This is a genomic window from Rhodovulum euryhalinum (assembly GCF_004342445.1).
Classification (GTDB): domain Bacteria; phylum Pseudomonadota; class Alphaproteobacteria; order Rhodobacterales; family Rhodobacteraceae; genus Rhodovulum; species Rhodovulum euryhalinum.
The window spans coordinates 13,554-36,723 of sequence record NZ_SLWW01000010.1 but is presented as its reverse complement, the minus strand read 5'-3'; the positions used below and the strand labels follow the sequence as shown (position 1 = coordinate 36,723).

The 23,170-nt window shown below is 64.8% G+C and carries 22 protein-coding genes, 1 tRNA gene and 2 pseudogenes; 7 read left to right on the top strand and 18 right to left on the bottom strand.

Features of this window, described 5'->3' with window-relative positions; genetic code table 11:
* The first annotated feature begins 261 nt into the window (after nucleotides 1-261).
* From EV655_RS12875 to EV655_RS12865, 3 genes are read left to right on the top strand one after another with little or no spacing between them, the layout of a single operon-like run.
* A complete protein-coding gene (locus EV655_RS12875) occupies nucleotides 262-1,854 on the top strand; it encodes a hypothetical protein (RefSeq protein ID WP_132545483.1) in 1,593 nt (530 codons plus the stop codon).
* Nucleotides 1,844-2,773 carry a phosphatase PAP2 family protein gene (locus EV655_RS12870; RefSeq protein ID WP_132545481.1) on the top strand — a complete coding sequence of 310 codons (930 nt, stop codon included), beginning with the start codon at nucleotides 1,844-1,846 and terminating at the stop codon, nucleotides 2,771-2,773. The genes EV655_RS12875 and EV655_RS12870 overlap by 11 nt, the downstream gene beginning before the upstream one ends.
* Nucleotides 2,773-4,530 carry a S8 family serine peptidase gene (locus EV655_RS12865; RefSeq protein ID WP_132545480.1) on the top strand — a complete coding sequence of 586 codons (1,758 nt, stop codon included), beginning with the start codon at nucleotides 2,773-2,775 and terminating at the stop codon, nucleotides 4,528-4,530. Before EV655_RS12870 ends, EV655_RS12865 begins: the two co-directional genes overlap by 1 nt.
* Here the strand turns inward: EV655_RS12865 and EV655_RS18700 are convergent.
* The 3 genes from EV655_RS18700 to EV655_RS12855 form a co-directional block, all read right to left on the bottom strand.
* On the bottom strand, nucleotides 4,527-4,682 hold the full coding sequence (locus tag EV655_RS18700) for a hypothetical protein (RefSeq protein ID WP_165905345.1): 156 nt from the start codon (nucleotides 4,680-4,682) through the stop codon (nucleotides 4,527-4,529). The genes EV655_RS12865 and EV655_RS18700 overlap by 4 nt on opposite strands.
* 128 nt (nucleotides 4,683-4,810) lie before the next feature.
* Complete coding sequence (locus EV655_RS12860) at nucleotides 4,811-5,128, bottom strand: YbaY family lipoprotein (protein ID WP_165905344.1); 318 nt, start codon at nucleotides 5,126-5,128, stop codon at nucleotides 4,811-4,813.
* Nucleotides 5,109-7,328: a methyl-accepting chemotaxis protein gene (locus EV655_RS12855; RefSeq protein ID WP_132545476.1), complete on the bottom strand. Its 2,220-nt coding sequence runs from the start codon at nucleotides 7,326-7,328 to the stop codon at nucleotides 5,109-5,111. The genes EV655_RS12860 and EV655_RS12855 overlap by 20 nt, the downstream gene beginning before the upstream one ends.
* Nucleotides 7,329-7,593: 265 nt before the next feature.
* Between EV655_RS12855 and EV655_RS19095 the strand changes: the two are divergent.
* Nucleotides 7,594-8,103, top strand: a pseudogene (locus tag EV655_RS19095) (recombinase family protein); the annotation flags it as partial.
* A gap of 71 nt (nucleotides 8,104-8,174) precedes the next feature.
* Here the strand turns inward: EV655_RS19095 and EV655_RS12845 are convergent.
* Nucleotides 8,175-8,378 carry a hypothetical protein gene (locus tag EV655_RS12845; protein WP_132545474.1) on the bottom strand — a complete coding sequence of 68 codons (204 nt, stop codon included), beginning with the start codon at nucleotides 8,376-8,378 and terminating at the stop codon, nucleotides 8,175-8,177.
* Between the two features lie 309 nt (nucleotides 8,379-8,687).
* Between EV655_RS12845 and EV655_RS12840 the strand changes: the two genes are divergently transcribed.
* Nucleotides 8,688-9,077 (top strand): hypothetical protein, encoded by a 390-nt coding sequence (locus tag EV655_RS12840; protein WP_132545472.1) that lies wholly within the window; start codon nucleotides 8,688-8,690, stop codon nucleotides 9,075-9,077.
* 127 nt (nucleotides 9,078-9,204) lie between these two features.
* On the opposite strand, the gene EV655_RS12835 is transcribed toward EV655_RS12840, so the two are convergent.
* Together EV655_RS12835 and EV655_RS12830 are read right to left on the bottom strand one after the other, a co-directional pair.
* Nucleotides 9,205-9,279: transfer RNA gene (locus EV655_RS12835), tRNA-Asn, on the bottom strand.
* Nucleotides 9,280-9,350: 71 nt separating this feature from the next.
* On the bottom strand, nucleotides 9,351-10,247 hold the full coding sequence (locus tag EV655_RS12830) for an MBL fold metallo-hydrolase (RefSeq protein ID WP_132545470.1): 897 nt from the start codon (nucleotides 10,245-10,247) through the stop codon (nucleotides 9,351-9,353).
* A 69-nt stretch (nucleotides 10,248-10,316) separates the two neighbouring features.
* Here EV655_RS12830 and EV655_RS12825 point away from each other — a divergent pair, with 69 nt between their 5' ends.
* A complete protein-coding gene (locus EV655_RS12825; protein ID WP_243645075.1) occupies nucleotides 10,317-11,612 on the top strand; it encodes an ATP-binding protein in 1,296 nt (431 codons plus the stop codon).
* Between the two features lie 285 nt (nucleotides 11,613-11,897).
* On the opposite strand, the gene EV655_RS12815 is transcribed toward EV655_RS12825, so the two are convergent.
* The 5 genes from EV655_RS12815 to EV655_RS12795 form a co-directional block, all read right to left on the bottom strand.
* A complete protein-coding gene (locus tag EV655_RS12815) occupies nucleotides 11,898-12,761 on the bottom strand; it encodes an isocitrate lyase/PEP mutase family protein (protein ID WP_132545464.1) in 864 nt (287 codons plus the stop codon).
* Nucleotides 12,762-12,768: 7 nt separating this feature from the next.
* A complete protein-coding gene (locus EV655_RS12810) occupies nucleotides 12,769-14,043 on the bottom strand; it encodes a TRAP transporter large permease (RefSeq protein ID WP_132545463.1) in 1,275 nt (424 codons plus the stop codon).
* Entirely contained in the window at nucleotides 14,040-14,537 is a 498-nt protein-coding gene (locus EV655_RS12805; protein WP_132545461.1) for a TRAP transporter small permease, read from the bottom strand. Before EV655_RS12805 ends, EV655_RS12810 begins: the two co-directional genes overlap by 4 nt.
* Nucleotides 14,538-14,591: 54 nt before the next feature.
* Nucleotides 14,592-15,584 (bottom strand): TRAP transporter substrate-binding protein, encoded by a 993-nt coding sequence (locus EV655_RS12800; protein WP_132545459.1) that lies wholly within the window; start codon nucleotides 15,582-15,584, stop codon nucleotides 14,592-14,594.
* A 131-nt stretch (nucleotides 15,585-15,715) separates the two neighbouring features.
* On the bottom strand, nucleotides 15,716-17,275 hold the full coding sequence (locus EV655_RS12795) for an alkaline phosphatase (RefSeq protein WP_132545457.1): 1,560 nt from the start codon (nucleotides 17,273-17,275) through the stop codon (nucleotides 15,716-15,718).
* A 473-nt stretch (nucleotides 17,276-17,748) separates the two neighbouring features.
* Between EV655_RS12795 and EV655_RS12790 the strand changes: the two genes are divergently transcribed.
* On the top strand, nucleotides 17,749-18,027 hold the full coding sequence (locus EV655_RS12790) for a hypothetical protein (protein ID WP_132545455.1): 279 nt from the start codon (nucleotides 17,749-17,751) through the stop codon (nucleotides 18,025-18,027).
* A 39-nt stretch (nucleotides 18,028-18,066) separates the two neighbouring features.
* Here the strand turns inward: EV655_RS12790 and EV655_RS12785 are convergent, their stop codons facing one another.
* The 7 genes and pseudogenes from EV655_RS12785 to EV655_RS12755 form a co-directional block, all read right to left on the bottom strand.
* Entirely contained in the window at nucleotides 18,067-18,480 is a 414-nt protein-coding gene (locus tag EV655_RS12785; protein ID WP_132545453.1) for a very short patch repair endonuclease, read from the bottom strand.
* A 7-nt stretch (nucleotides 18,481-18,487) separates the two neighbouring features.
* Nucleotides 18,488-19,267: an HNH endonuclease gene (locus EV655_RS12780; protein WP_132545451.1), complete on the bottom strand. Its 780-nt coding sequence runs from the start codon at nucleotides 19,265-19,267 to the stop codon at nucleotides 18,488-18,490.
* A gap of 74 nt (nucleotides 19,268-19,341) precedes the next feature.
* On the bottom strand, nucleotides 19,342-20,307 hold the full coding sequence (locus EV655_RS12775) for a DNA cytosine methyltransferase (protein WP_132545449.1): 966 nt from the start codon (nucleotides 20,305-20,307) through the stop codon (nucleotides 19,342-19,344).
* A gap of 321 nt (nucleotides 20,308-20,628) precedes the next feature.
* Nucleotides 20,629-21,030: pseudogene (ssb, locus tag EV655_RS12770) on the bottom strand (single-stranded DNA-binding protein); the annotation flags it as partial.
* 94 nt (nucleotides 21,031-21,124) lie between these two features.
* Nucleotides 21,125-21,454, bottom strand: coding sequence for a hypothetical protein (locus EV655_RS12765; protein WP_132545445.1), 330 nt, complete (start codon nucleotides 21,452-21,454; stop codon nucleotides 21,125-21,127).
* A gap of 54 nt (nucleotides 21,455-21,508) precedes the next feature.
* Nucleotides 21,509-21,772 carry a hypothetical protein gene (locus EV655_RS12760; RefSeq protein ID WP_132545443.1) on the bottom strand — a complete coding sequence of 88 codons (264 nt, stop codon included), beginning with the start codon at nucleotides 21,770-21,772 and terminating at the stop codon, nucleotides 21,509-21,511.
* Between the two features lie 226 nt (nucleotides 21,773-21,998).
* A complete protein-coding gene (locus EV655_RS12755; protein WP_341540303.1) occupies nucleotides 21,999-23,003 on the bottom strand; it encodes a GREB1-related protein in 1,005 nt (334 codons plus the stop codon).
* Nucleotides 23,004-23,170: the final 167 nt, after the last annotated feature.

Sequence of the window (23,170 nt, the reverse complement as noted above, 5' to 3'; positions counted from 1 at the left end):
TCCGGCACCGAGTTTCCTTTTGGAACAACGATATCGGCCCCGGCCATCGGTCTTCGGCGTGCCTTGAAGGTGGATGGTTTGCGCGTGAACGGGGCGTGAATTGCATGCCCCGTTCACGCAGCGTCGTTGATTTGATGGCCGAAACATGGAACATTTCCAGATTAATTTCGGAAACGCGGGGGGCGAAAGATGCAATTTCGCCTGTCACTTCTCGGGGCACTGACGCTTGTTGCTCCGGATGGATCGATTGCAACGCCGCGCATGGCGAAGACCCAGGCGCTTTTGGCCTTTCTTGCGCTGGCGGATGGACGTGCGGTCAATCGAGCCGCATTGCAGGACCTGCTCTGGAGCGATCGCGGTCAGAAACAGGGGCGCGACAGCCTGCGCAAGGCGCTGGCCGAGCTGCGGCTTTGCCTGTCGGCCGTCGAGCCCAATCCCCTGGAAACGACAGGCGGGCCGGTGCGGTTGCGCCCCGAGGCCTTCGATATCGATCTCTTCTCGCAAGGCGCGCGGTGCGGCGTGGAAAGCGGCCTTTACCAGCCTGCTTTCCTGGAAGGGATCGACATTCCCGACGACGAATTCAACCGCTGGCTCTGCAGAATTCGCCTGGAGCTGGACGCGCAAGGCATGTCGCGGACAACGCCGGTGCGCCAGGTGTCGTCCACCCCCTGCACGCTTCTGCCGGCGCGTCCACTGTTCGAGGTCGGCATCCTGCCGGTCGACTCCGCGGCCGGAGACGGGCTTGCCGACAGGATCGCCAACCTTCTGCTCAACGACCTGATCACGCTGTTCGACCAGAGTTCCCTGATCGTGCCTTATGATTTTCGGCATATGGCCGGCGCACCCCCGGGGATTGGCCCCGACGTCATGCTGAGCCTTCAGGTGTCCGGGCTGGGGGACACGTTCATCCTTGCCGCACGGGCCAGCCATGTCGGGTCCGCCCGGGTGCTCTGGTCCGCCGTCGACCATGTCGCGCGCGCCGATCTCGGGCAGGAATGGGTCAATGGCTGGACCGCGGCGACGTTCGACAAGCTCATCGAACGGCTTGCCGCCTTCGACGGCTTTGATGCGGCCGAGCACCATGCCGCGCGCATGGTGGTCTCGGCGGTCGACCGCATCTTCCGCCTGACGCCCGGCGAACTCGGCGAGGCCGGACGCCTTCTGGACGAGGCCTGCGACTTGGTGGAGGCGTCGACGGTCTTTGGCTGGAACGCCTTTCTCACGGCATTCCGTGCCGAGAAGGAGGGGCGCGAGCGCAACCACGAGATGCTCGAACGCGCAGAATGGTGCGCCGCGCGCGCCACCGAGCTTGACCGTCACAATCCGCTGACCGTCGCGCTTGTGGCCCATGTCTACAGCTTTGTTCTGCGCGACCTCGACCGGGCGGCGGAGATCCTCGCGCCCGTGCGCGACGCGTCCAGCCGGTCGCCGTTCCTCGCCGACACGCTGTCGATGCTGCATTTCTATCTCGGCGACTACAAGCTGGCCCATCGCTTTGCCCGCGAGGCCGTGAACACGGGCCGGTTCAGCCCGTTTCGCTTCAGCTTTACCACGTCGCTTGCGATGAGCGAGCTGATGCTCGGGCAGACAGAGGACGCCGCGCGCCACTGCAAGGCGGCGCTTGCCCAGCACCGGGTGCGCAACGGCCATCTCTACGAGCCCACGCTTCGGACGCTTGCCGCGGCCGCCGGCCATGCCGGCCTGCGCGACGAGGGCCGCGCGGCGCTGGACATCCTGGGCCGCCAGGGCGGGTACGACCCGCTCGAACGGCTGAAATCGGGCGACACGCCCTATCCCAACCCCGACGTCCTGAAGGTTGTCCGCCAAGGAATGGAGCGCCTGAATGTCCAGTGAAACATCCGATCCGATCGTCATTCCCGAGGCCATCGCGAACCTGCGCATCACCCGCGATGGCGAACTCTTCCCGTCCAGATCGGCCGTGCTGCTGATCGCCGAGGTGGCCGCGGGGGGCGGACCTCGGGTCTCGGGCGGCAGCGTCGCCTTTTCGGGCACGTTTTCAAAGTCCAAGTCGAAGTCCAAATCCAAATCAAAGAGCAAGTCGAAGTCCAAATCCAAGTCGAAATCGCTGCGCATGGCTGGTCTGGGCGAGGATGCCGACATCCTCTCGGCACCCTGGGAAGAGCTGCGTGAGCTGTTCCTCACGCTGTTCCCGGCCAACCGCAAGCACGCACAGCCCTGGGAAAACCTGCCGCTTCCGGCGCCGCCCGACCCTGACTTCACCCGAAGGGAGGTCACGGCGCTGTTGCGGATGGAGGAGGAGCTTGTCGACCGGGATCTCCGCCAGCGCGAGATCCTTTCTCAGGTGGCCGCCAACGAACTTCTGGAGGTACTGAAACCGCTCTCGATCGACGAGGACGGATATCCCGCGACGGTGGGCCTGATCCGCACCGTGCTCGATCTGACCGAACGGGTGGGCTACGTCTACAAGCGCAAGATCGGCCGGCTGCGCCCCAATCAGGTCGCGCCCGTGCTGCGCCCCTTCCTCGGCAACCCGCCGCACGAGTCCTATCCCTCGAACCATTCCTTCCAGCTCTACTCGGTGGCCGAGGTGATGGCCCGCCTGCTGCCCGAGAACCCTGCGACGACCGAGCTGTTCTACGTGGCCCAGCGCGTGGCCGAGAACCGGGAATATGCGGGCATCCACTATCCTTCCGACAGTTATGCGGGCCGTGAACTGGCTCGGCTGTTCTCGCCCTATCTCTTCGTCGCCTGCCGCCGGCAGATGCGCGACGCCCTGAAGGAGTGGCTGTGATGACCGCAAACACCATCTATTCCGACAAGACCAACCCGCCGGAGGATTTCTACCTGTGGCATCTCGTGGAATTGGGGCTTCTTGCCGTTGTGATCGACGGGATGGAAACCCGGGCAGAGGGCGCGACCTCGCCTGTCGGCGCGCCGGCGGCCGCGCACGAGGCGGATCAGGACGGCAAGAGGATCGCGTACGTGCCCACGCCGCTCTGGGAACGGGCGGCCAAAGCGGCAGAGGAACGCAAGAAGAATGGCAGGACACCTGTCACCGTGGCCCTGATCGACACGGGGGTGGATACGGGCCACCCCAATCTCGAACGAAACTGCATCGAGCAGGTCGATTTCGGACCCGACGTGAACGGCGTGACCTATTCACCGCCGACCGCGGCGCTGGACGCGTTGCGCCGCTGCCATGAGGCGGGGGAGTACGGCGCGGATTGGGCTGAGCTTGCGAGAAGGGCGCTCGACGAGGTGTTCGATCTTTACGGAAGACAGGGGGTCGATGCCCAGGGTGCGATCTTTGCATCCTTCGAGTTGCAGAAGATTGGCCCGACCGGCGCACCGCCCGACAAGGGCCTTGTCGAAAAGCTGCTGGGATTGCCGAAAGCGCCCGTGACGCAGGCGCGCCCGAATGACGGCCAGATCAACGAGATCCGGGACATGCTTGCCGGGCTGGATCTGACTGATATTCCCGACCGGTATCAGATGGCTGTTGTCATGACTGAACGGGATCGGCTGGTCGCAGACATGCGCCCGGCCACAGAACTGAAGCTGCCCGATCCCTCCCGCTATTTCGGCAGCCACGGTACCGCCTGCGCGGGGCTTGTCGCCGGGCACCCGCCCGCCGATGTCGATCCCGTCACGCCGGGCCCGATCCCGTATTTCGGGGTCAATCCGTTCTGCAAGATCCGGTCCTACGCCACCCCCTACAGCCACGAATTGCTGCCCGTGATCCGGGCGCTGATCGCGGCCTATGTCTCGAAGGCAGAGGTGATCTACATTCCGCGCGGCCTGCCCGATCCCGCCGCGCGGGCCGAGATGGTCGAGATCTCGGGGAACGGCACGCGGATCGACCGGCCGCTTGTGACGGCACCGGATGAGGTGTTTGTCCAGGACAAGGACCAGGCGCTGCTGTCGCGGCTGATGGCGCAGAAGGCGATCTTCGAGGCGCTTCTGAAGATGATTTCGAGCAAGCGCCTTGTCATCCTCGCGGCGGGGAATGACGGTCTGGCCAACGACTTGTCCTACCCCGCGCGTCTGATCAACGAAGACGGGTTCGGCAATCTCGTGGTCGTCGGCGCAAGGAACCGCAGCGGTCGTTTCGCGGCCTACACGAACGGCGATGGCGATGGTCTCAAGGACAAGATCTTCTGGATGCTGAGCGACGATGGCGAGGCCCTGGACCAGCGGCACTACAGCATCGACCGCCGGGGCTTTTACGGGACCGATTTCGACTACGACACCATCGCGCCGGGGCGGGACAACACCTTCAATCCGTGGAGCCTGCTGTCGCTGGACGTGCGCGGCAGCTATGGGCGCGCCGCCACGCCGGGGCCGGAAGAGCCGGTGGGCGGGAAGGGCACCGAACTCTCGGAGATCTACACGCTCTTCTCGGGCACGTCGGCTGCAAGTGCGCTGGTGGCCGGACTGGCGTCGCTTGCGATCCTTCTCGACAAGGTTCGCGCGGACAAGCCCGATCCGGCCAGCCTTCGCGACTATATCCGGCAGCATCACTACACCCATGTCGGCGGAACATCCTAGGACAGCCCGGAACGGAAATCCTCGACGGCCGCCGTATCGGGCTGGCAGGTCAGCATATCCGGCCGGATCAGGCGCTCAGGCTTCGCCCGTTCGCGCGTGGCATCGCGTGTCAGTGCGTGGCCGAGATCGGACCCGGCGGGACTTCCGGCCATGTCCTTCCGGCGAGGCCGGTCCGGCCCTTTCGTCTCCCGGAACAGCGGCATCTGCGCGGCAGTGTGGTGCGACGCGTGGCCGGCAGGCGCAAGCCATGGGTGCCCGAATTGGGCGAGGTGTCGCCGGATCAGTCTTGCGGCACCATCTTCAGGATGACCTCGACATCGGCAGGATCGCCCCACTGCAGGACGCGGGTGATCGTGTCGGGGGTGAACATGAGCTGTCCGCCGCGGCGGATCGTGCCGCGCAGGGTGTAGATGCCGCGCGGATCCAGCGCCACCCGGTCGTCGTCGAGGGCGAAGCCGATGGGCGGCTGGCCCGGGGTGTCGATCACGGTCCGGGCGATCCGGGTCAGGACAAGCCAGGCCGCCGCCAGCAACAGCCCCGCTACCGGCAGGCCCACCGCGGCCCATTGCGCAAAGCCCTCAGAAATCGTGCCAGCCATCCCCGTTGGCGACCCGTTTCTGCGCTTTCGCCCCATGATGGTCGCCGGTGATGGCGCCTTTTGCTTTGCTTGCCGAGACCGGGGTCACATGCCCGAAGCCGCCTTCAGTGTCTCGCAGCGTGAACCGTCCGACCTGGTGCTCAAGCGCGGTTGCCTCCTGAAAAAGGGTAGCCGCGGCGGCGGAGGTCTCCTCGACCATGGCCGCGTTCTGTTGTGTCACCTTGTCAAGCTCCGTCGCACCCACATTGATCTCTCCGAGGCCGACGGATTGTTCCTGCGCTCCGGTGGCGATCTCGGACATCTGATCGGCCACCCTTGCCACGCGCTCGACGATGCCCGTCAGGGACTCACCGGCGCGGTTCACAAGACCGACGCCCGTCTCGACCTGGACGGAACTGGCGTCGATCAGTTGCTTGATGTCCTTCGCCGCGTCCGAGGACCGTTGCGCCAGCGCGCGGACCTCGGAGGCCACGACGGCGAAGCCGCGACCGGATTCACCCGCGCGCGCCGCCTCGACGCCGGCGTTCAGCGCCAGCAGGTTGGTCTGGAACGCGATGTCGTCGATCACCCCGATGATCTGCGTGATCTGGTCGGAGGACTTCTTGATTTCCGACATGGCACTGACGGCATCGCGCACGATCTCCCCGGAGGTCTGCGCATCGCTGCGCGTTGCGGCCATCGAACGCTCGACGTTTGCCGCTGCATCCGCCGCCGAGCGAACCGAGGATGTCAGTTCGTCCAGCGCCGCGACGGTCTCTTCGAGCGTTGCCGCCTGGGTTTCGGTGCGCCGCGAAAGCTCGTCCGAGCCCGCGCTGATCTCGTCGGACCGCGCCCGGATCTCGCGGATGCTGTCGGACAGGGACGCCATGATTTCGTTCAACGTGTCGATCGTCGCGTTGAAGTCCAGGCGCAGGGCTTCGTAGGCACCCGAGAACCTCTCATTGATCGTCCGCGACAGATCCCCCGCGGCCAGGGCCTTCAGGCTGGATGCCAGGATCTCGACGACCTGCGCCTGTTCTTCCTGGAGGTGCTCCTGCCGCTTCTCAAGTTCGTTCTTCTGGAGCAGACCTTCCCGCAGGGCTTCGACCGATGTGGCCATGGTCCCCACGTCGTCGTTTCTTTCGATCCCGGGCACCGGGTCGCCGTACTTGCCTGCGGCAAGCTCGTTGACGGCCTCCAGCATGCCCCGAAGCGGTCGGGCGACCAGAGAGGTGGCGGTCAGGTAGATGGTGGCAAGTGTCATGATCAGGATCAGCACACCGCCAGCGATCGCTTCGGCGACCGCATCGAACACCGGCGCGCTGAACACGGCGCCGGGCACGTCCAGGATCGTGGCCCAGGTCGTGTTCATCCCCGGGGCGGTGAACGGATAGACAAGCCGCGTCGCACCGTCCGGCAGACCCTCGATCACCCGCGGGTTTCCGTCCGACAGCGCCGCCATGATCAGGTCGGCGCCGACTTCGTCATAGGGTTTGGTCAGATCGTTCGCGTCCGGATTGGCCAGCCATTTGCCGCCTTGGTCGACCAGCATGACGCGCCCGCCCTCGAACGTCTCGAGCCTGCCCAGCATTGCGGTCAGATCGGTGAGGACGATGTCGACGCCGACCACGCCGACGGTTTGCCCCGCGACCACCACCGGAACGGCGACCGATGTCAGCAGGCGTTTTTCGTCGGAAAGATAGGGTTCCGTGATGACGCTCTTGCCGGTCTTGATGGGGACCGAGAACCACTGCGCCTCCTGGTCGATCCCGAAGGTCGAGAAATCCAGCCCCCCCGCCTTCGCCTTGGTCCAGTAAGGTGTGAACACGCCGTCGCCGTTCCGTCCCTCGTTCCCGGCAACGACGTCGTCGGTCGGGCCACCGGGCACCCCGGCCATCCAGGCGGAGAAGATCGTTTCGTATTGAGTGGGTACGCCCTTCAGGATCTCGATGACGTCGGATGCCGTCGCATGACCCGTCGCCATGTAGCCGGCCAACCCGCCACTCAGCGCGGCCCCCGCGGATGTCGCCTCGGTCACCGGAACGGCGATCGTCATTGCGATCTCGCCCGCCTTCTCCGTGGCCAGTTCCATCACCTGCTGCCCGGCCCGCTGCGACGCCCGCCAGCCGCTGTATCCGATGTATCCTGCCAGGATAACCGTGATCGCAATCCCGGCCGCAAGTACGAGCTTCCCGGAAACGGTCTTCAGAAGGTCTTTCATGGTCGGTGCCTCTTGCAGTGCCGGTTTCTCTTGCGCGTGTCGCAAAGGTTCGTGACCATCGGTTTAATGGACGTCCGGAAGATGCCTACAATGCAGTGCAAACCGAGTATGTCGGCGAACAGGGAACAGGGGGGTGATAGAGGGGCAGGAGCGGGACTTGAGGGCTGCCGGGTGCGAACGGCTGTTCGTGGAACAGGTCTCATCGGTGGGCGTGAAGGAGCGGGCGAGGCTGGCCGAGGCGCTGGCTTAGGTCCGCGAGGACGACACGCTGGTTGTCACCAAGCTGGACCGGCTGGCCCGGTCTGTGGCCCACCTTCTGGACATCCTCGACATGCTGACGGAACGCGGCGCGGCGCTGCGGGTGCTGGACCTGAACCTAGACACCGGAACACCCACGGGACGGCTGCTTCTCACCGTCCTCGGCGGCATCGCTCAGTTTGAACGGGAGATCAAGCGTCTCGGGGTCTTGGCGGTAGCGGCTGGCGATGTGGTCAATGATCGCCTCACGGGTGATCCAAGCGGTTCCCTCCGGGGCCAACTCGGCGGCACGGGCAAGGGCGACCCGATACGCCTCCCGCTCTGTCGCCTCGCCTCGGTCGGCTGCCTCACCGTGCTCGACCTGTTGCAGGGCCGTGGCAATCTCCCGCGCCACCTCGGCGTGGAACCTCAGATAGGCGACATTGACCTTGACGTCGTGGCCTGCCTCTGCGTGCCGCTTTGGGCACTGCCCGCCGATCAACGCGCGACCGTCGCCGCCCTCTGCGAACACCCCTGACAACCAATCCCTAGTGCCAAGGGCAACTAGCCCCGGTTTGCGTTCACCGTCGCAGCCGGGGCTTCCTTTTGTCACGGGTTCACGTCGTAGTAGTTGCTTTCGCCACGCGGGCAGTTTTCCCGCAGTAGATAAGCGCACCGTTTCAACGACGGTTCGTCGGTACCGAAGCTTTCTTCGGAATGCCCGCACTTGGTGCAAGTGACTTCGACCCCTTCAACGGTGCCGTAGTCGCCGTCTAGGTCAACATAGTCGGTTGTCGTGGAAACGTAGCCCATGCTGCAAACTCCTACGTGTCGTTGGGGTTTGGCGCTTGCGGAACCCTATGGCACCAATACGGTGCGTCCTTGGCGTCGGCTTCGCCCGGTTCATACCATTTGTGCCCCGTCCACATCCAAACTTCCCAATCTTTGCCGGGCTGCGTGACAACGTAGAAATAGCCCGGTCGGTCGTCGTGCGTGTCTTGGGCCATGCAACGAACTCCTGGCTGCAAAGGAAGCGATCCGCGTATATAGTCGCAGCACAACGAAGCAGCGCAACCGATTGTGGCGCAGCATACACCGGGCAGGGACGCGAAGGAACTGTGCATGGCACTCAAACCGCTAATCTGGAACGGCTACGCCTACACACTTTCCATTCGGCGGCACTGGAACACGTTTTTCGGGCTGGCAACCATCTGCGAAGTCAAAGCCCCGAACATGACGAAGTTTCTGCCCGAAGTTGCGGGCTATCACATCACCGGGCTTCACGAACTTGTCGTTGGGGCGAAAGACTACTTCGACACGTCCGACAACTGGTGGTCGTATTCGTGTCGGCTGTGCGATCAATATTGCGACTTCTACGTGATGGAACGCCCGCGCGAAGGCAACACGTTCGCCGAATTCCACAGCACCTACATCAACGACCGAACCGCCGTCCAAGACTTCGCCAAGGCGTCACGCGGCTACATCGGGCCGGATCAATGGAAGCTGACGTAGCCCCGCGCTATCACGCTTTCGTGAGCGTTCGGCGGGCTGGAAGGGCGCGAACAACCCACGCGAAAGCAAGAGTAGGTTGTTAGTAGAATTCGTGTCGCGCCAATTTCCCAATGAAACCAAGGGTGATTGGCTCCGGCGGTAGGGATCGAACCTACGACCAATTGATTAACAGTCAACTGCTCTACCGCTGAGCTACGCCGGAACGTGGGGCGCGATATAGCAAGACGAGTCAGCCCCGTCCAGAGGGTTATCGCAGAAAAAGGAACACGGGGTTCAAAGTCGGTGCCAGCGGGCGTCGGCGCCCATCTCGGCGTCGGCGGCAGCAAGGAAGTTGTCTGCGAGTTCAATGAGATGGGCGAGGACGTTTCGGGTGGCGGCGGGCAGCAGCGCCGGTGGCGTGTCGGTGTAGATCGCCTGTGCGATCTCGGCGGGCGTGGCCGGGCCCGCGGCCAGCGCATCCAGGACCTGGACACGCCGTGCGCGGCGGTGGGCGGCCAGTTCGGCGAGGCGGGCGGGGCCGTCGGCCACCGGTGCGCCGTGGCCGGGATAGAGCACCTGCTCGGGCCGCGCCGCCAAGCGGTCGAGCGAGGCCATGAAGGCGCCGAGATCGCCGTCGGGCGGCGAGACCATCGAACTTGCCCAGCCCATCACGTGATCGCCGGTGAACAGCGCGTCCTCCCAGGCGAAGCTCAGGTGGTTGCCCATGTGCCCGGGTGTATGGATCGCCACGACCCGCCAGCCGTCGCCGGCAACCGCTTCGCCATCGGCCAGACGCAGGTCGGGCGCGAATCCCGTGTCCACGCCCTCGCCGCCGCCGAGCCCGGCAAGCCCGGCGAGGTCGGCCCGCCGCCCCGCGCGGCTGTCGCCGAAGGCCAGCACGGGCGCGCCGGTCGCCTGTGACAGCGGGCGGGCCAGCGGCGAATGGTCCACGTGGGAATGGGTTACAAGGATATGGCTCACCGTCTCGCCGGGGGCGAGCGCGGCCAGCAGCGCATCGAGATGGGCGGGCAGCGCGGGGCCGGGGTCGATCACGGCGACGCGGCCCTCGCCCAGGATGTAGCTGTTCGTGCCCCGGAAGGTCATCGGCGAGGGGTTCGGTGCCAGAACCCGGCGCAGGCCGGGGCGCAGGCGCGCGCAGGCGCCGGGCACGGGGTCGAAGGCTGTGTCCATCTGTGAAGGCTTCCTAAGCAAGCGCGGGACCGATATGGCTTTAGCATGCGGTCGGGATGGATCAAACGGATGCTGCCGCGGGGGCTTTTCGGCCGGGCCGCGCTTATCTTGCTGGTGCCGGTGGTGACCCTGCAGCTGGTCGTGTCGGTCGTCTTCATCCAGCGCCATTTCGAGGATGTGACCCGGCAGATGACGCAGGCCATCGTGCTGGAGCTGGACTATCTGGTGCGTCTGGTCGAGGGGGCGCCGGACCGTGCCGCCGCCGAAGCACAGGCGCGCGCGGTGGCCCGGCCGCTGGCGCTGGGGGTCGCGCTGACCGAGGCTGCGCCGCGCGGCGAGATGCGGGTGTTCTACGACCTGTCCGGCCGGGTGGTGACCGGAACGCTGGCCGATGGGCTGCCCGAGTTCCGCGGCATCGACCTTGGCGCCGCCTCGCGGATCGTGCGGGTCGGGCTCGACACGGCGCAGGGGCCCATGGAGGTCAGCTTTGACCGGCGGCGGGTCTCGGCCTCGAACCCGCACCAGTTGCTGGTGCTGATGGTGGTCACCGGCCTGCTGATGACGGTGATCGCCTATCTCTTCCTGCGCAACCAGTTGCGGCCGATCACCCGGCTTGCCGCCGCGGCCGAGGCGTTCGGCAAGGGGCGCCTGGTGCCCTACAAGCTGTCGGGTGCGACCGAGGTGCGGGCGGCGGGGCGCGCGTTTCTCGATATGCGCGACCGGATCGAGCGGCAGATCGAGCAGCGCACGCTGATGCTGTCGGGGGTCAGCCACGACCTGCGCACACCGCTGACCCGGCTCAAGCTGGAACTGTCGATGGCCGAGGAAACGCCCGAGACACAGGCGATGCAGCGCGACATCGACGACATGGCGCGGATGATCGACACGTTTCTCGACTTTGCCCGCGCCGACGCGCTGGACGATCCCGAACCCTGCGACCCGGCCGAGGTTCTTGCGCGGGTGGCCGCGCGGGCGCGGACCTCGGGCGGCGCGGTCGAGATCGGCGAACTGCCGCAGGGTACGCACGCCATGCTGCGCCCGCTGGCCGTTGAACGCGCGTTGCAGAACCTCGTCGACAACGCGCTGCGCCATGGCCGCGTCGCCGGGCTGGGGGTCTCGGTCAGCCCCGAGAGCGTGGTCTATACCGTCGAGGATGATGGACCGGGAATCCCCGCGGACCGGCGCGAGCAGGCATTACAGCCGTTCCAGCGGCTCGATGCGGCGCGCGCCCAGGACAAGGGCGGAAGCGTCGGTCTGGGGCTTGCCATCGCGTCGGACATCGCGCGCGGCCATGGCGGCGCACTGCGGCTGGGACAAAGCGCGCGGCTGGGCGGGCTCAAGGCGGAGCTGGTGCTGGCGCGCTAGCTCGGCGTTGCCGGATCAGTGGCAGTGATAGGGCCGAGACCCGGCGTGACAGCATTTGCCCGGGGGCGAGTCCTTGCGGCAGCCGCCGCCATGGGAGACGGTCGCCAGATCGCCTGTCGCCGCCCCGCCCGGTGCGCTGGCGGCGTATGTGGGCCCGGCAAGCCACAAGGGCATCAGGCATAACGCTAAGACGAGTGTCTTCATGGCATTCCCCATCGGCGCGTATTTCCCAGTTAAAAGGTTAACGCGCCTGCGCTCCGAAATCCACGCCCTATTCCGGATGGGTCAGCCCTTGCCGGCGTAGCGCGCCTCCTCGTCGAAATAGGCGTCGAAGCCGATCCGGCGCTTGAGTTCGGCGAATCCCATCAGGCGGTCCTCGTCCGGCGTGTCGGTCCGGAACGCCGCGAGCGTGTCCACCATGGCCTTCATCGCGGCGGCCAGCAGCGTCAGCGGGTAGGCGGCGATCCTGTAGCCCATGGCCTCCAGCTCGGCCGGGGGCAGGGCAGGGGTCAGGCCGCCCTCGACGATATTGGCCATGCAGGGCTTGCCCAGTTCCGCGGGCACGCGCGCCATCTCGGCCGCATCGCGCGGCGCCTCGACGAACAGGATATCGGCGCCAAGCTCGGCAAAGCGGGCGGCGCGCGCGATCGCCTCGTCCAGCCCGTGCTCGTGCCGGGCGTCTGTGCGGGCGAGGATCAGGATATCGGCGCCCTCGGCGCGCGCATCGGCGGCCGCCCGGATGCGGGCATAGGCCTCTTCGCGGTCGACCACCGCCTTGCCCGCGACGTGGCCGCAACGCTTGGGCGAGACCTGATCCTCGATCATCACCGCGGCGAACCCGGCCCGGGCGAAACCCTGCACGGTGCGCTTGACGTTGATCGCGTTGCCATAGCCCGTGTCGCCGTCGCCGATCACCGGGATCGACACCGCGTTGCAGATGTTGCGGCCCTGGTCGACCACCTCGGCATAGGACATGAGCCCCGTGTCGGGCAGCCCCAGCCGCGCGGCCGAGGCCGCGAAGCCCGACATGAAGGTCAGCGGAAAGCCCGCCTGCTCGATCAGCTTCGCCGACAGCGGATCAAAGCAGCAGGGCATGGTGATCAGGCCGGGTTGCGCCAGCAGCGCGCGGAGCGTGTCGGGAGGGGTCATCGGGCCTTCACAGTTTGAACGGGATATAAAGGGCGAGGTCGGGCCAGGCGTAGAGGATCGCCACCAGCACCAGCATCAGAGCCAGGAACGGCATGGTGCCGCGCGAGACATCCATCAGGCTGGACCGCGTGACCGACTGGATGACGTAGAGGTTCAGCCCCACGGGCGGCGTGATAAGGGCACATTCCACCATCACAACCATGAAGATGCCGAACCAGATCGGATCGAACCCCATGGCCATCGCGGCGGGCAGCAGGACAGGGGTCATGATCAGGATCATCGACAGTGCCTCGAACACGAGGCCCATCAGCAGGAGAACTCCGCTGACCAGCACCACCAGCCCCAGCGGCGTCGAGACCGTATCTGCGAGGAAGCCGGATATCTCCTGCGGGATGCGGTAGAGCGTGATCGCCTTGCCGAAGACCTTGGCGCCCGCGATGATCAGCAGGATCGCGACGGTGGTGACCATCGACTCCCAGATGGCTTGCCACAGCGCGCGCAAGGTCAGGCTGCGCAGGATCAGACCGGTGATGATCAGTGCGACGGCGAACCCGATGGCCGCGGCCTCGGTGGGGGTGAAGGCGCCCGTGTAGATGCCCGCCAGAACGACGAGGGCCAGCACCATCGACGGTGCCGCACGCCATGTCGCGATGACCCGCTCGCTCCGGCTGGCACGGGGCACCGGTGCATAGCCGCCGAAGAACCGCGCGTGGATCACCGAATAGACGATGAACAGGCCGATCAGCGCCAGCCCCGGGCCCACCCCTGCCATGAACAGCGCGATCACCGATTCCTCGGTGACGAAGCCGTAGATGATCAGCGGGATCGAGGGCGGGATCAGGATCCCCAGCGTGCCGCCCGCGGCCAGCAGGCCATAGACGAACCGCTTGTCATAGCCGCGAGAAATCATCTCGGGCGCGGCGACGGTGCCGATGGTGGCGGCGGTGGCCACCGAACTGCCCGAGATCGCCGCGAAGATCCCGCATGAGACGATGGTGGCGATCGCGAGGCCCCCGGGCCAGTGCCCGACCCAGGCCTGCACCGCGGCGAACAGATCGCGCCCGACCCCGCCCTTGAGCAGGATGTTCGACATCAGCAGGAACAGCGGCACCGCCAGCAGGATGAAGCCGTCCAGCGTGGACAGCACCGCCTGCGGCGCCATCAGCGGCGAGAAGCCTCCGGCCCAGAGCATCCCGAGCCCCAGCGCGCCAAGGGCGAAGGCCACGGGGATGCCGGCCAGCAACAGCCCGAACAGCAGCGCAAGGATGATTGCGATGGTCATTCCGCAATCTCTCCTTCCTCGGGCAGCGGGCCGGCCGCCGCGCGCCACGCGTTGCCCAGCGCCGAGACCGTCAGTAGCGCAAATCCCGCCGGGATCGCCGCTTCGGGCAGCCAGGCCGGCAGGTCCAGCATGGTGCCGGTGGTCCGCCCGCGTGCCCAGCTGTCATGGAAGATTCCGAAACCGAACCACAGCACGATCAGGCTGAAGCCCGCGACGACCAGCATCGCGGCGATCTCCAGGCCGCGGCGCAGACCCATCGGCAAAAGCTGCGTCACCGCCGTTACCCGGATGTGGCGCCGCGCCGACAGCACCCAGGGTGCGGCCAGCGGGCAGGCCCAGATCAGGCAGAGCTGGCTGAGTTCGGCCGCCCAGATGGTGGGTTTGACGAAGAAATACCGCGCCACGACCTCGTAGGTCAGCATGACGCCCGTCGCGACAAGCAGTATCGCGGCCAGTCGCGCGGCCATCAGTTCCACGGCGTCAAGCAGGCGCATCGGCGGGCTTTCAGGAGGGGAACCGGCCCGCCTGATGGGCGGGCCGGTTCGGGATCAGAAGGACTGGGCCGCTTCGAGCATCGCCTTCCCGGTCTCGCCGGTGGCCGCGATGAAGGCGTCATAGACGGGCTGCGAGGCGGCCTTCCACGTCGCCATTTCCTCGGCCGTGGGCGTGTAGATCGCCATGCCGTTGGCCTCGGCCTCGGCATAGGCAGCGGCCTCGATGCCCGCCATGTCGTCGCGCACCGTCTGCTCGGCCTTCAGCGCAGCGGCCTGGATGATCGCGCGGTGGTCTTCGGGCAGGTTGTTCCAGAAGTCGGTATTGGCAACCACGATGAACTCGATATCGGCATTGTTGGTGATCGTGATCGTGTCCATCACCTCCCACAGCTTGCGCGACTGTACGCCCGAGACGCCGGTCATACCGACATCGACGGTGCCGCGCTGGTAGGCGAGGTATTGCTCGGACCCCGAGACGATCGTGGGCGCGCCGCCCGCGGCCTCGACGAACTCGCCCAGCGTCTTGCCGAAGACGCGGACCTTCTTGCCCTTCAGATCGTCCGGTCCCTTGATCGGCCCGCCGTTCGACAGCATGATCGACCCGCCATAGGCCTGCCACCACAGCACGGTCGAGCCGGTCTCGGCGATGGCCGCGTCGATCGGCGCACGCACCGGGCTGCCGGGGGCGACGGCCTTGCGGACCTTGTCCTCGGTGTCCAGCAGGAAGGGCTGGTAGAAGATGTCGACGATCGGCGCGTCACCGACATAGCGCGTCAGCGAGGCCACGCCCATCTCGATCGAGCCCGAGCCGACCGCCTGGGGCACCTCGTTGTCCTTGTAGAGCTGGGCGGAATCGTAGATCTCGACCGCGATCTCGCCGTTCGAGGCGGCCTCGACCTCGTTCTTGAACAGAACGAGGTTCTGGCCGAGATGGGATTTCAGCGGCAGTTGCAGGGTGATCCTCAGCGTGGTTTCCGCAGCTTCCGCCCCGAAAGCGCCAAGCGCGAGCGCGGCGGCCGAAACGGCGCCGATCAATGTATGTTTCATGGGGGTCCTCCTCCCTGTGTTCTGTCATTTTCGGGGAAGGATGCAGAAAGCGCCGCCGGGCACAAGCGCGAAAGTGCCGCCGCAGGGACTGCGGCGGCACCGGGTGTTGCGATCGGCCGTGGCGTTTCCGCTCAGGCCTTGCGTGCCTTCCTGCCAAAACCCGCCAGCAGCGCGAGGCCCGTGCCGAACAGCCAGACACCGGCCGGCAGCGGCACCGGCGCGACATCATTCAGGCCCGTGGCCTGGGCGATGACCCGGTAGACGGCGGTGTTCTCGATATACGACCCGTCCGCATTGTGACCGGTGAACTGCACGAGCCCCGGGTCCTGACCGACGATCTCGCTCAGGAACAGGTCCGCGCCCGCACCATGCGCCCACATCCGCGTGTTCTCGTTGGTGTGGGTGCCGTAGTGCCACATCACGCCCGGCAGCACGCCCTGGCCGTTGTTCTGGATCGGCTCGAACGCGATCGTGTCCGAGTTCGGGCCCATCGGCATGGCATTGCCGTGGTCGGTGAGGATGACCATCAGGGTCTCGTCCCAGGACGAGTTGGCGTTCACCCAGTCGATCGCCGCGCTGACCGAGTTGTCGAAATCCACCTGCTCCTCGATGATGCGGTCGGTCTGGTTGGCATGCGCCGCCCAGTCGACCGCGCCGCCCTCGATCATCACGAAGAAGCCGTCATCGTCCTTGCCAAGGTGGTTCAGCGCGCCCTTGGTCATGGTCTCGAGCGTCGGGACGTCGGGGTTGTAGGCCACGCCCGAGGGGGTGGCCGCATCGGCGCCCTGGACACCCAGCGTGCGGCCCTGCTGCAGCGTGTCGCCGGTCTGGGCCAGGCCGAACAGGCGGCCGTCGACCGTAAGCGTGCCGTCGGCCAGCGCCTCGAACTCGGCCCTGGTCTCGATCAGCGTCATGCCTGCGGTGCCATCGTTCAGCGCGGTCCACACGCTCTCGGGCGTGTAGCCGCCGCCGCCGCCGGTTTCGTTGGCAAAGCGCGGCGTCGCACGAAGCTCGCCGTTCGAATCATAAAGCGGATGGCCGCCCCCCATGACGAGGTCGACCACGCCTTCGTTCACCATGAAGCTGGCGATCTCGCCATAGTTGTTGCGGTTGATGTTCTGCGCGGCAAAGGTGGCCGGGGTGGCATGGGAGTAGGGCACGCTCGACACGACGCCGACCGCCTTGCCGAGCTCTTCCTTCAGCTGCTCCGAGACATAGGCCAGCGGTGCGCCGAAATCGTCATAGTCGATGGCGCTGTTATAGGTCTTCTCGCCGGTGGCGAGCGCGGTTCCCGCGGCGGCGCTGTCGGTGTAGTCGCGCTTGATGTAGTCGTAGCCCTCGAAATGGCTCGGCCGGCCGCCGTAGTTGCCGGTGCTTGCGGTGGCATCCCAGGCCTTGGCCGGATCGTAGAAGACCTCGGGCACGCCGGTGTTCTTGGGTGTGGTCGACGTGTTCAGCGGCGTCGTCGTCATGCCCAGCTTGATGTCGAAATCGGCATAGCTCTGGCCGTTCTTCTGGCCTGTGGCCCAGTAGCTGGCCATGTCCCAGGTGCCCCACGAGGCGCCGTCCGAAATGAACAGGATCACGTTCTGCGCGCCGCCAAGCGTCGCGGCGGGTGCGGTCAAGGGGGCTGCGATCGCAATCGAGACGGAGGCCGCGAGCAGCGCGCGGCGGGAGATTCTGAACGACATTCTGTCCTCGTCGATTTGTATGACACATGGAAATGCGGTCCGGCCGAGCACGACTCGCCCTTTGCGCGATCAGAAGGTCGTCGGCGCGTGTAAGGCTTTCTTTGCGGTTCCTTGACGGTTCTGCGACATCCATGGCGCGCGGCTTCGCGCCGTGTGAACCGGCGTATCAGCGCTCAAACGGACTGAATCGGAGGTGTGGTAGGCCCGGAGGGACTACCGTAAGCGCCAAAAAAGGCAATGAAAACAAGGACGAGTTGGACCACGAGGGGCGCGAAAACAGCTTATATGGATCAATGGGTTATGGGGCGACTGGACCACGACAATTGTACGAATTCCGACCCTTGAACCCCGCACGATAGCCCATATCTCACGCCGCCCCGCCACCAACCAGCGAGCCCCACATGCCCCACACTCTCCCCAGCGCCCAGATCATCGCCTTTCCTCTCGACCGCGTTCGCCCCGGGCTGCGGCAGATGATGCTCGAGGCCGACAGCCTCATATCGGAAAGCGAGGAGGCCGGCGAATGGACCGCACGGGCGTCGACGATCCCCGATCTCATCCGTTCCTACCTGCCGGAACCGGACGCGATGTTCGAGATGACCGATGCCGAGATCATCAAGCTGGCACAGAAGGCCTCGGCGCTCGCGATCCACGCGCTCGAGTCCGGCTCCTGGCAGGCGCGCGATCACATGCCGTTCTTCGCGGCTCTGCAGGAATACGCGGAGGGTCTGTCCGCCGCGGTCGCGGCGTAGGCGGATGAGGGGGCGAGGCCGGGCCGAAGGGTCCGGCCTTCACCCAAGGAAATCCCGGATCCTCGCTTCGAGCGCCTCCGTATCCCTGATCTGGCACTCCCACACCTCGAGAACCTGCCAGCCATTCAATTCCAGAGCTTCCCGGTTCGCTCGATCTCTGGCGACGTTTCGCTCGAGCTTCGGTTGCCAATACTCGAGTCGGCTCTTCGGGGCGCGCGCGATCTTGCATTCGGGATGGTCGTGCTGGTGCCAGAAGCACCCATGCACCAGGATTACCTTGCGGCGCGGGCCGAACACGAGATCAGGCTTTCCGGGCAGGTCTTTTCGGTGCAGACGATATCGGTAGCCCATTCGATGGACCAGGCGTCGGACTACCATCTCCGGCTTGGTGCCCATTGACCGGATCCGGCGCATGTTCTCGCTGCGGCGATCCCGTGAGATCTTATCTACCATCTCTTGATCAGGGCTTTCCTTTCCGTTTCTCGAAGTCTTTGATCAGCCGCACATGGTCAGGTGGAATATCGCGCCAGTTCTTGAGGGCATAGAACGACTGCACGCCCTTGCGGTCTCTCTTCTTCGATACTTCAATTTCTAGTCCAATCGGATCGTAGCGGAGTTCCCTGAGACGCTTCCGCCAGTCGAGCTGCTGGTCTTTGACGTTCGCCACGAACTCTATCGCGTAGGCGGGCACCGGTTCAGGCATATGAAGCTTCAGGAAGTGCGCGATCCGCTCATGAACGGAGTCGATATTGACAACCTGCTTCATTTCCTCCTGATCGAAGGATGCGAAAAAGTTGCGCTTGCCGCGGTTGCAGGCTTCGCAGATGGCCCACAGGTTCTCCAACGTTGTGGGCCCGCCCCAGCTCTGTGGAATCTTGTGATCGGCCTGAAGCTTGATTCCATCCTCTTTGATTGTCCGGCCACACATTTGGCACCTGCCGTGCGCCATGTGGATCACCGCTGCGCGCAGCTTCTCCGAGACTTGGCCGGCGTCTGCGGCTGGCTCATCCTTGGGGCCACCTAGGATGTAGACATCGACGCCGTCGCGTCTAACTCGGTCGAGGTGGTATAGCTTTCGAATATCGCGCACGCGCCTGTTGAAATGCTCTTGGTTTTCCGCTGTCGCGTCGAGCATTTCCCTCATTGCGGACATGCTGAGACCTTCTGGATACTGCTTAAGCAGCTCCAGGGCTTTTTCCGCCATATGTCCGAGTCGGAACGGCTTTTTCTTCCCTGTCATGAGGGCAGTCTCGGAGCGCGCCGTCACCTAATCAAGGTGAAAAGAAGTCGCTTCATGCCCGTCATTTGGCCCAATCAGGCCGCTTGCTCGCTTCCGTTCTCAGCGTCCGCGGCGTCCATAGCGGCCGCGATCTGGGTTGCCACTGCGGCGGCCACCGGCGGTGGGAATGCGTTCCCTACCTGCCTGTAGGCTGGCGTCTTCCGTCCCGCGAATTTCCAGTCGTCCGGGAATCCCTGCAGCCTTGCGACCATCTCGACAGTGAGGCGCGGCGTTCCCACGAAGTCCCGATCAGGGGGGCTATTGGCGATACCCATTCCGCACACGCCGAGCGTTGCCCATGCGCGCTTCGCCCTGGTTGGGCCAAGGTCCGGCCCTCCGTGCTTCTTCGAGCCCCCAACGATCGTTGGAGCGATGTCGTTTGCCCGCGTCTTCCACTTAGCCGCGCCCTTCCAACCGGATGCCTTCATCATGTCATACAGGGTCTCGCCGACTGTCTTCGGGTTGTCCTGCATGACCTGCGGCCAGCGGAAGTGGTGTCGTTCATGCTCCCTGATGGCAACAATCACGACCCGCGGCCGGAGTTGAGGAACGCCAAAATCGGATGCATTCAACAAGCGAGGCTCCGACCAGTATCCAAGCTCCTGGAAGCGGGCCTTTAGCTTAAGGCGATAGTCCTCGAAGACGGCACCCATGAAGCCACGGACGTTCTCCAACATGACCGCGCGTGGCTGGATCTCTTCAACGAGCCGCAGCGCCTCCGGGAAGAGGTCCCGCTCGTCGTCCGCCCCGAGCTGCTTTCCAGCGACCGAGAATGGCGGGCAAGGAACGCCGCCCGCAAGGAGGTCAGCGCCCTTGAATGGTGTGCCATCGAATTCGCGGAGGTCGCCTTCGACTACGTTCCAGTTCGGACGGTTCAGTCGAAGAGTTTCACATGCCTTGTCATCAATCTCCAGCAGCACATCCGGCTCGAACCCGGCAGCCTCCAAGCCTAAGGCCTGACCGCCGGCCCCGGCGCATATCTCGACGCATGTCCTTGGCACCGCCTGTCTCCCAAGTTCTTGCTTCGTTTTCCCCGAGTAAAGCCAGATATCGGGAGTCGGAGCAAGACACCTGGGGCAAAATATTGCGAGAAATGCGACGGAAAGGCACCAGAGATAGCATCCCTGGTCGCAAGTGTGGGCTCATGTGTCGGCGCGTCTGGCCTTCGCCCTGGGCACAGAAAAGCGACCCCGGATCGCTCCGGGGCCGCCTGTCGCCCTCCTCATGCTATTCCCGGTCGGAGAACCCCGGGCCGCGCCGCATGAGGTTTCACGCCCGGGCCGGGCGCACACACGCGTATCTCGTCAGAACGGAACCTCGTCATCTCCCGCCCCGGCCGGCGCCGGATCGCGCGCAACGCCGGCATCGCCGCCGCGGCCGTCGAGCATCGTCAGCGTGGCGCCGGGGCCCTGCAGCACGACCTCGGTCGTGTAGCGGTCCTGGCCGGACTGGTCCTGCCACTTGCGGGTCCGGAGCTGGCCTTCCAGGTAGACCTTGGAGCCCTTCTTCAGGAACCGTTCGGCAACGCCGGCCAGGCCCTCGCCGAAGATCGCGACCGAGTGCCACTCGGTGCGCTCGCGCTTCTCGCCGGTATTGCGATCCTTCCAGGTCTCGGAAGTCGCGACGCGCAGGTTGCAGACCTTGCCGCCATTGTCGAAGCTGCGGATCTCGGGGTCTGCGCCGAGATTGCCGATCAGAATGACCTTGTTCACTGAGCCTGCCATGCATGGTCCTTTCCGGTTGGGGTCTGCTCGTCGAGCCGTCGCCCGCAGCGGCGGCCGGAGGAGCAGCCGGGCCCTCGGGCCCGGCGGTTGGTGGCTACAGCTCCTCGTCGTCTTCGAGCAGCCCCGCTTCGCGCGCTTCGTCCGTCAGCCACGCCATACGTCGGAGACAGTCGAGCTGCTCCTCGCGCGTCTCGTAGCTCTCCAGAGCCGCACACGTCCGAGCGAGCCGTTCTGTCGCGGCCGCGGTGCGCCGCCGTCCCTCTTCTCTGCGGAGCAAGTCGCACAACGCGCGCACGCGCTCCTCGCCACCCTCCATCGCCGCATCTGCGGCGATGTTCATACCGAGTGCGACAAGCGAAAGCTCGTTGTCGCCGAGCGTCTTGACACGCTTGAGAAAATGGCCTTTTTCGTGAGCTGAAAGCATGTCATGTCCTCCTGGTAGGGGCCGGGCCCGAAGGCCCGGCGGTGAAACTTCGGCTCAGCGGTTCTCGAGCGCGTCGAGCGCTCCGCAGCGCAGCAGGAGCCGCTCCGCGGCGTTCGCGTTGAATTCCGGCGCAGTGCCGTCGTTGAACTCCGCGGCGATCTCGTCATAAAGCTCGTCGAAGCGAGCGCGAGAAAGCCGGACAGAGACCTTCCGCTCAGTGTTGCCGAAGCCGTCCGTCTGACGGACAGTCACGCGCTCAGCGCGCGGTCCGTATTCCGACTCGATGTTGCAGAAAGTGGCGAGATGAGTCTTACGCATAGCGTGCCTCCTGGTTGTTGTCGGCGGCAGCGTCGCCGGGGTGTGTCATGCTGCTAAGGGGGATATCGTTCCCCGAGCACCTCGACCGAAGCGAATTCCGGAACTTTTCTCACGACATCGGAAAAATTGTCAGGATATCCGGGTGAAATTTCTGACGCGGAACCGGCCTGGTCGCGCACACGGGGCAGCGCTTGGAACGGCTGCGGCAGGCGCAGGCGGACCTGGATCAGGCAGCCGCGAACGGTCCGCATCCGGGCATGGGCGAAGGTGCCGAGATGCAGTCCGGCGCGTCGGACTGCATTGAACCGGAACCACGGCCGAACGGTTTCATTGGGATTTCACATGGGGCTATCTGCTGATCAGACCCGGACAACACGAGCCGCATCCCATAATCGTCGTTACCTTCGACGACTGCTTCCGTCTCGCTCCTGACGAGAGGTATGCGCCTGAAGCTGCGGTAGTCGACGTGGTGATGATCTCGATTGAACTTGCGAGATACCCTCGCAACATCTGGGTGCACTCTCGCCAGCATCGCCGACTTTGCCAGCGTGCCCTCGACGGCGTAGAAATCATCTGTGTTGCCGCCCGTAACAACCTGTGTTGCCATCTTCTCCTGGAGGAAGGCGTTAAAGAGTATTGTGCAAAATCCGCCCTTCAGCATGTCCAGTGAAAGAATCGTGTCCTCATTGTATCTGCCGCGCCATCTGAATGGCGAATTGTTCCTGATGAGATTGCAGGAATAGATTCTGGTGTTTAGCGTGAATGGAAGGATATGATCGGAGATAGCGAAGAAAGAGTAATTCGGACCAGCCATCGCTACGTTCTCGTATCGCTGAACAAAATCCTCCATCGCTCGAAATATCGCTCCATCGGAAACTTTTATTCTGGCGCTGAGGTGCAGTCTCCGGAAAGACCGGATGTTGTCATCCATCACCCAGTGCCATTCGTGCCCAGAGGCTACTGAATGATCCCAGGCGAAGTTTCGAGCAGGTCCTGGGCCGGTCGATTTCGAGAGTCCGAGATTATCGCAGAGCTCGTAGCTACTCTTGTAAGCCGGATCCAAGGCGAGAACGTTTGCTCCCAGACCTGCAGCCGCGGTCCGGTAAACACCTGCCTCTTCGGTTTCAACGATCAGGAAATGCGGGATGCCGAGATAGTGGAGCGTGCGCGATGTGATCATGCGATCGGCACGACCCTTGCTCACAACATATATCGGGAACCTATTCCGCATCCTTTGATTTCCATCGCACGCTTTCGAGATGTCGGTGCCTTTTCGGTGGATACCAGATAGATTTCGCTCCGCTCGGGATCTTCTGCTCGATCGCCGCAGCAAAACGCTCTACGTCAGATTCATTGTGGAACCTGACCTTGATTTCTCGAACGCATCGCGGCGGGTTT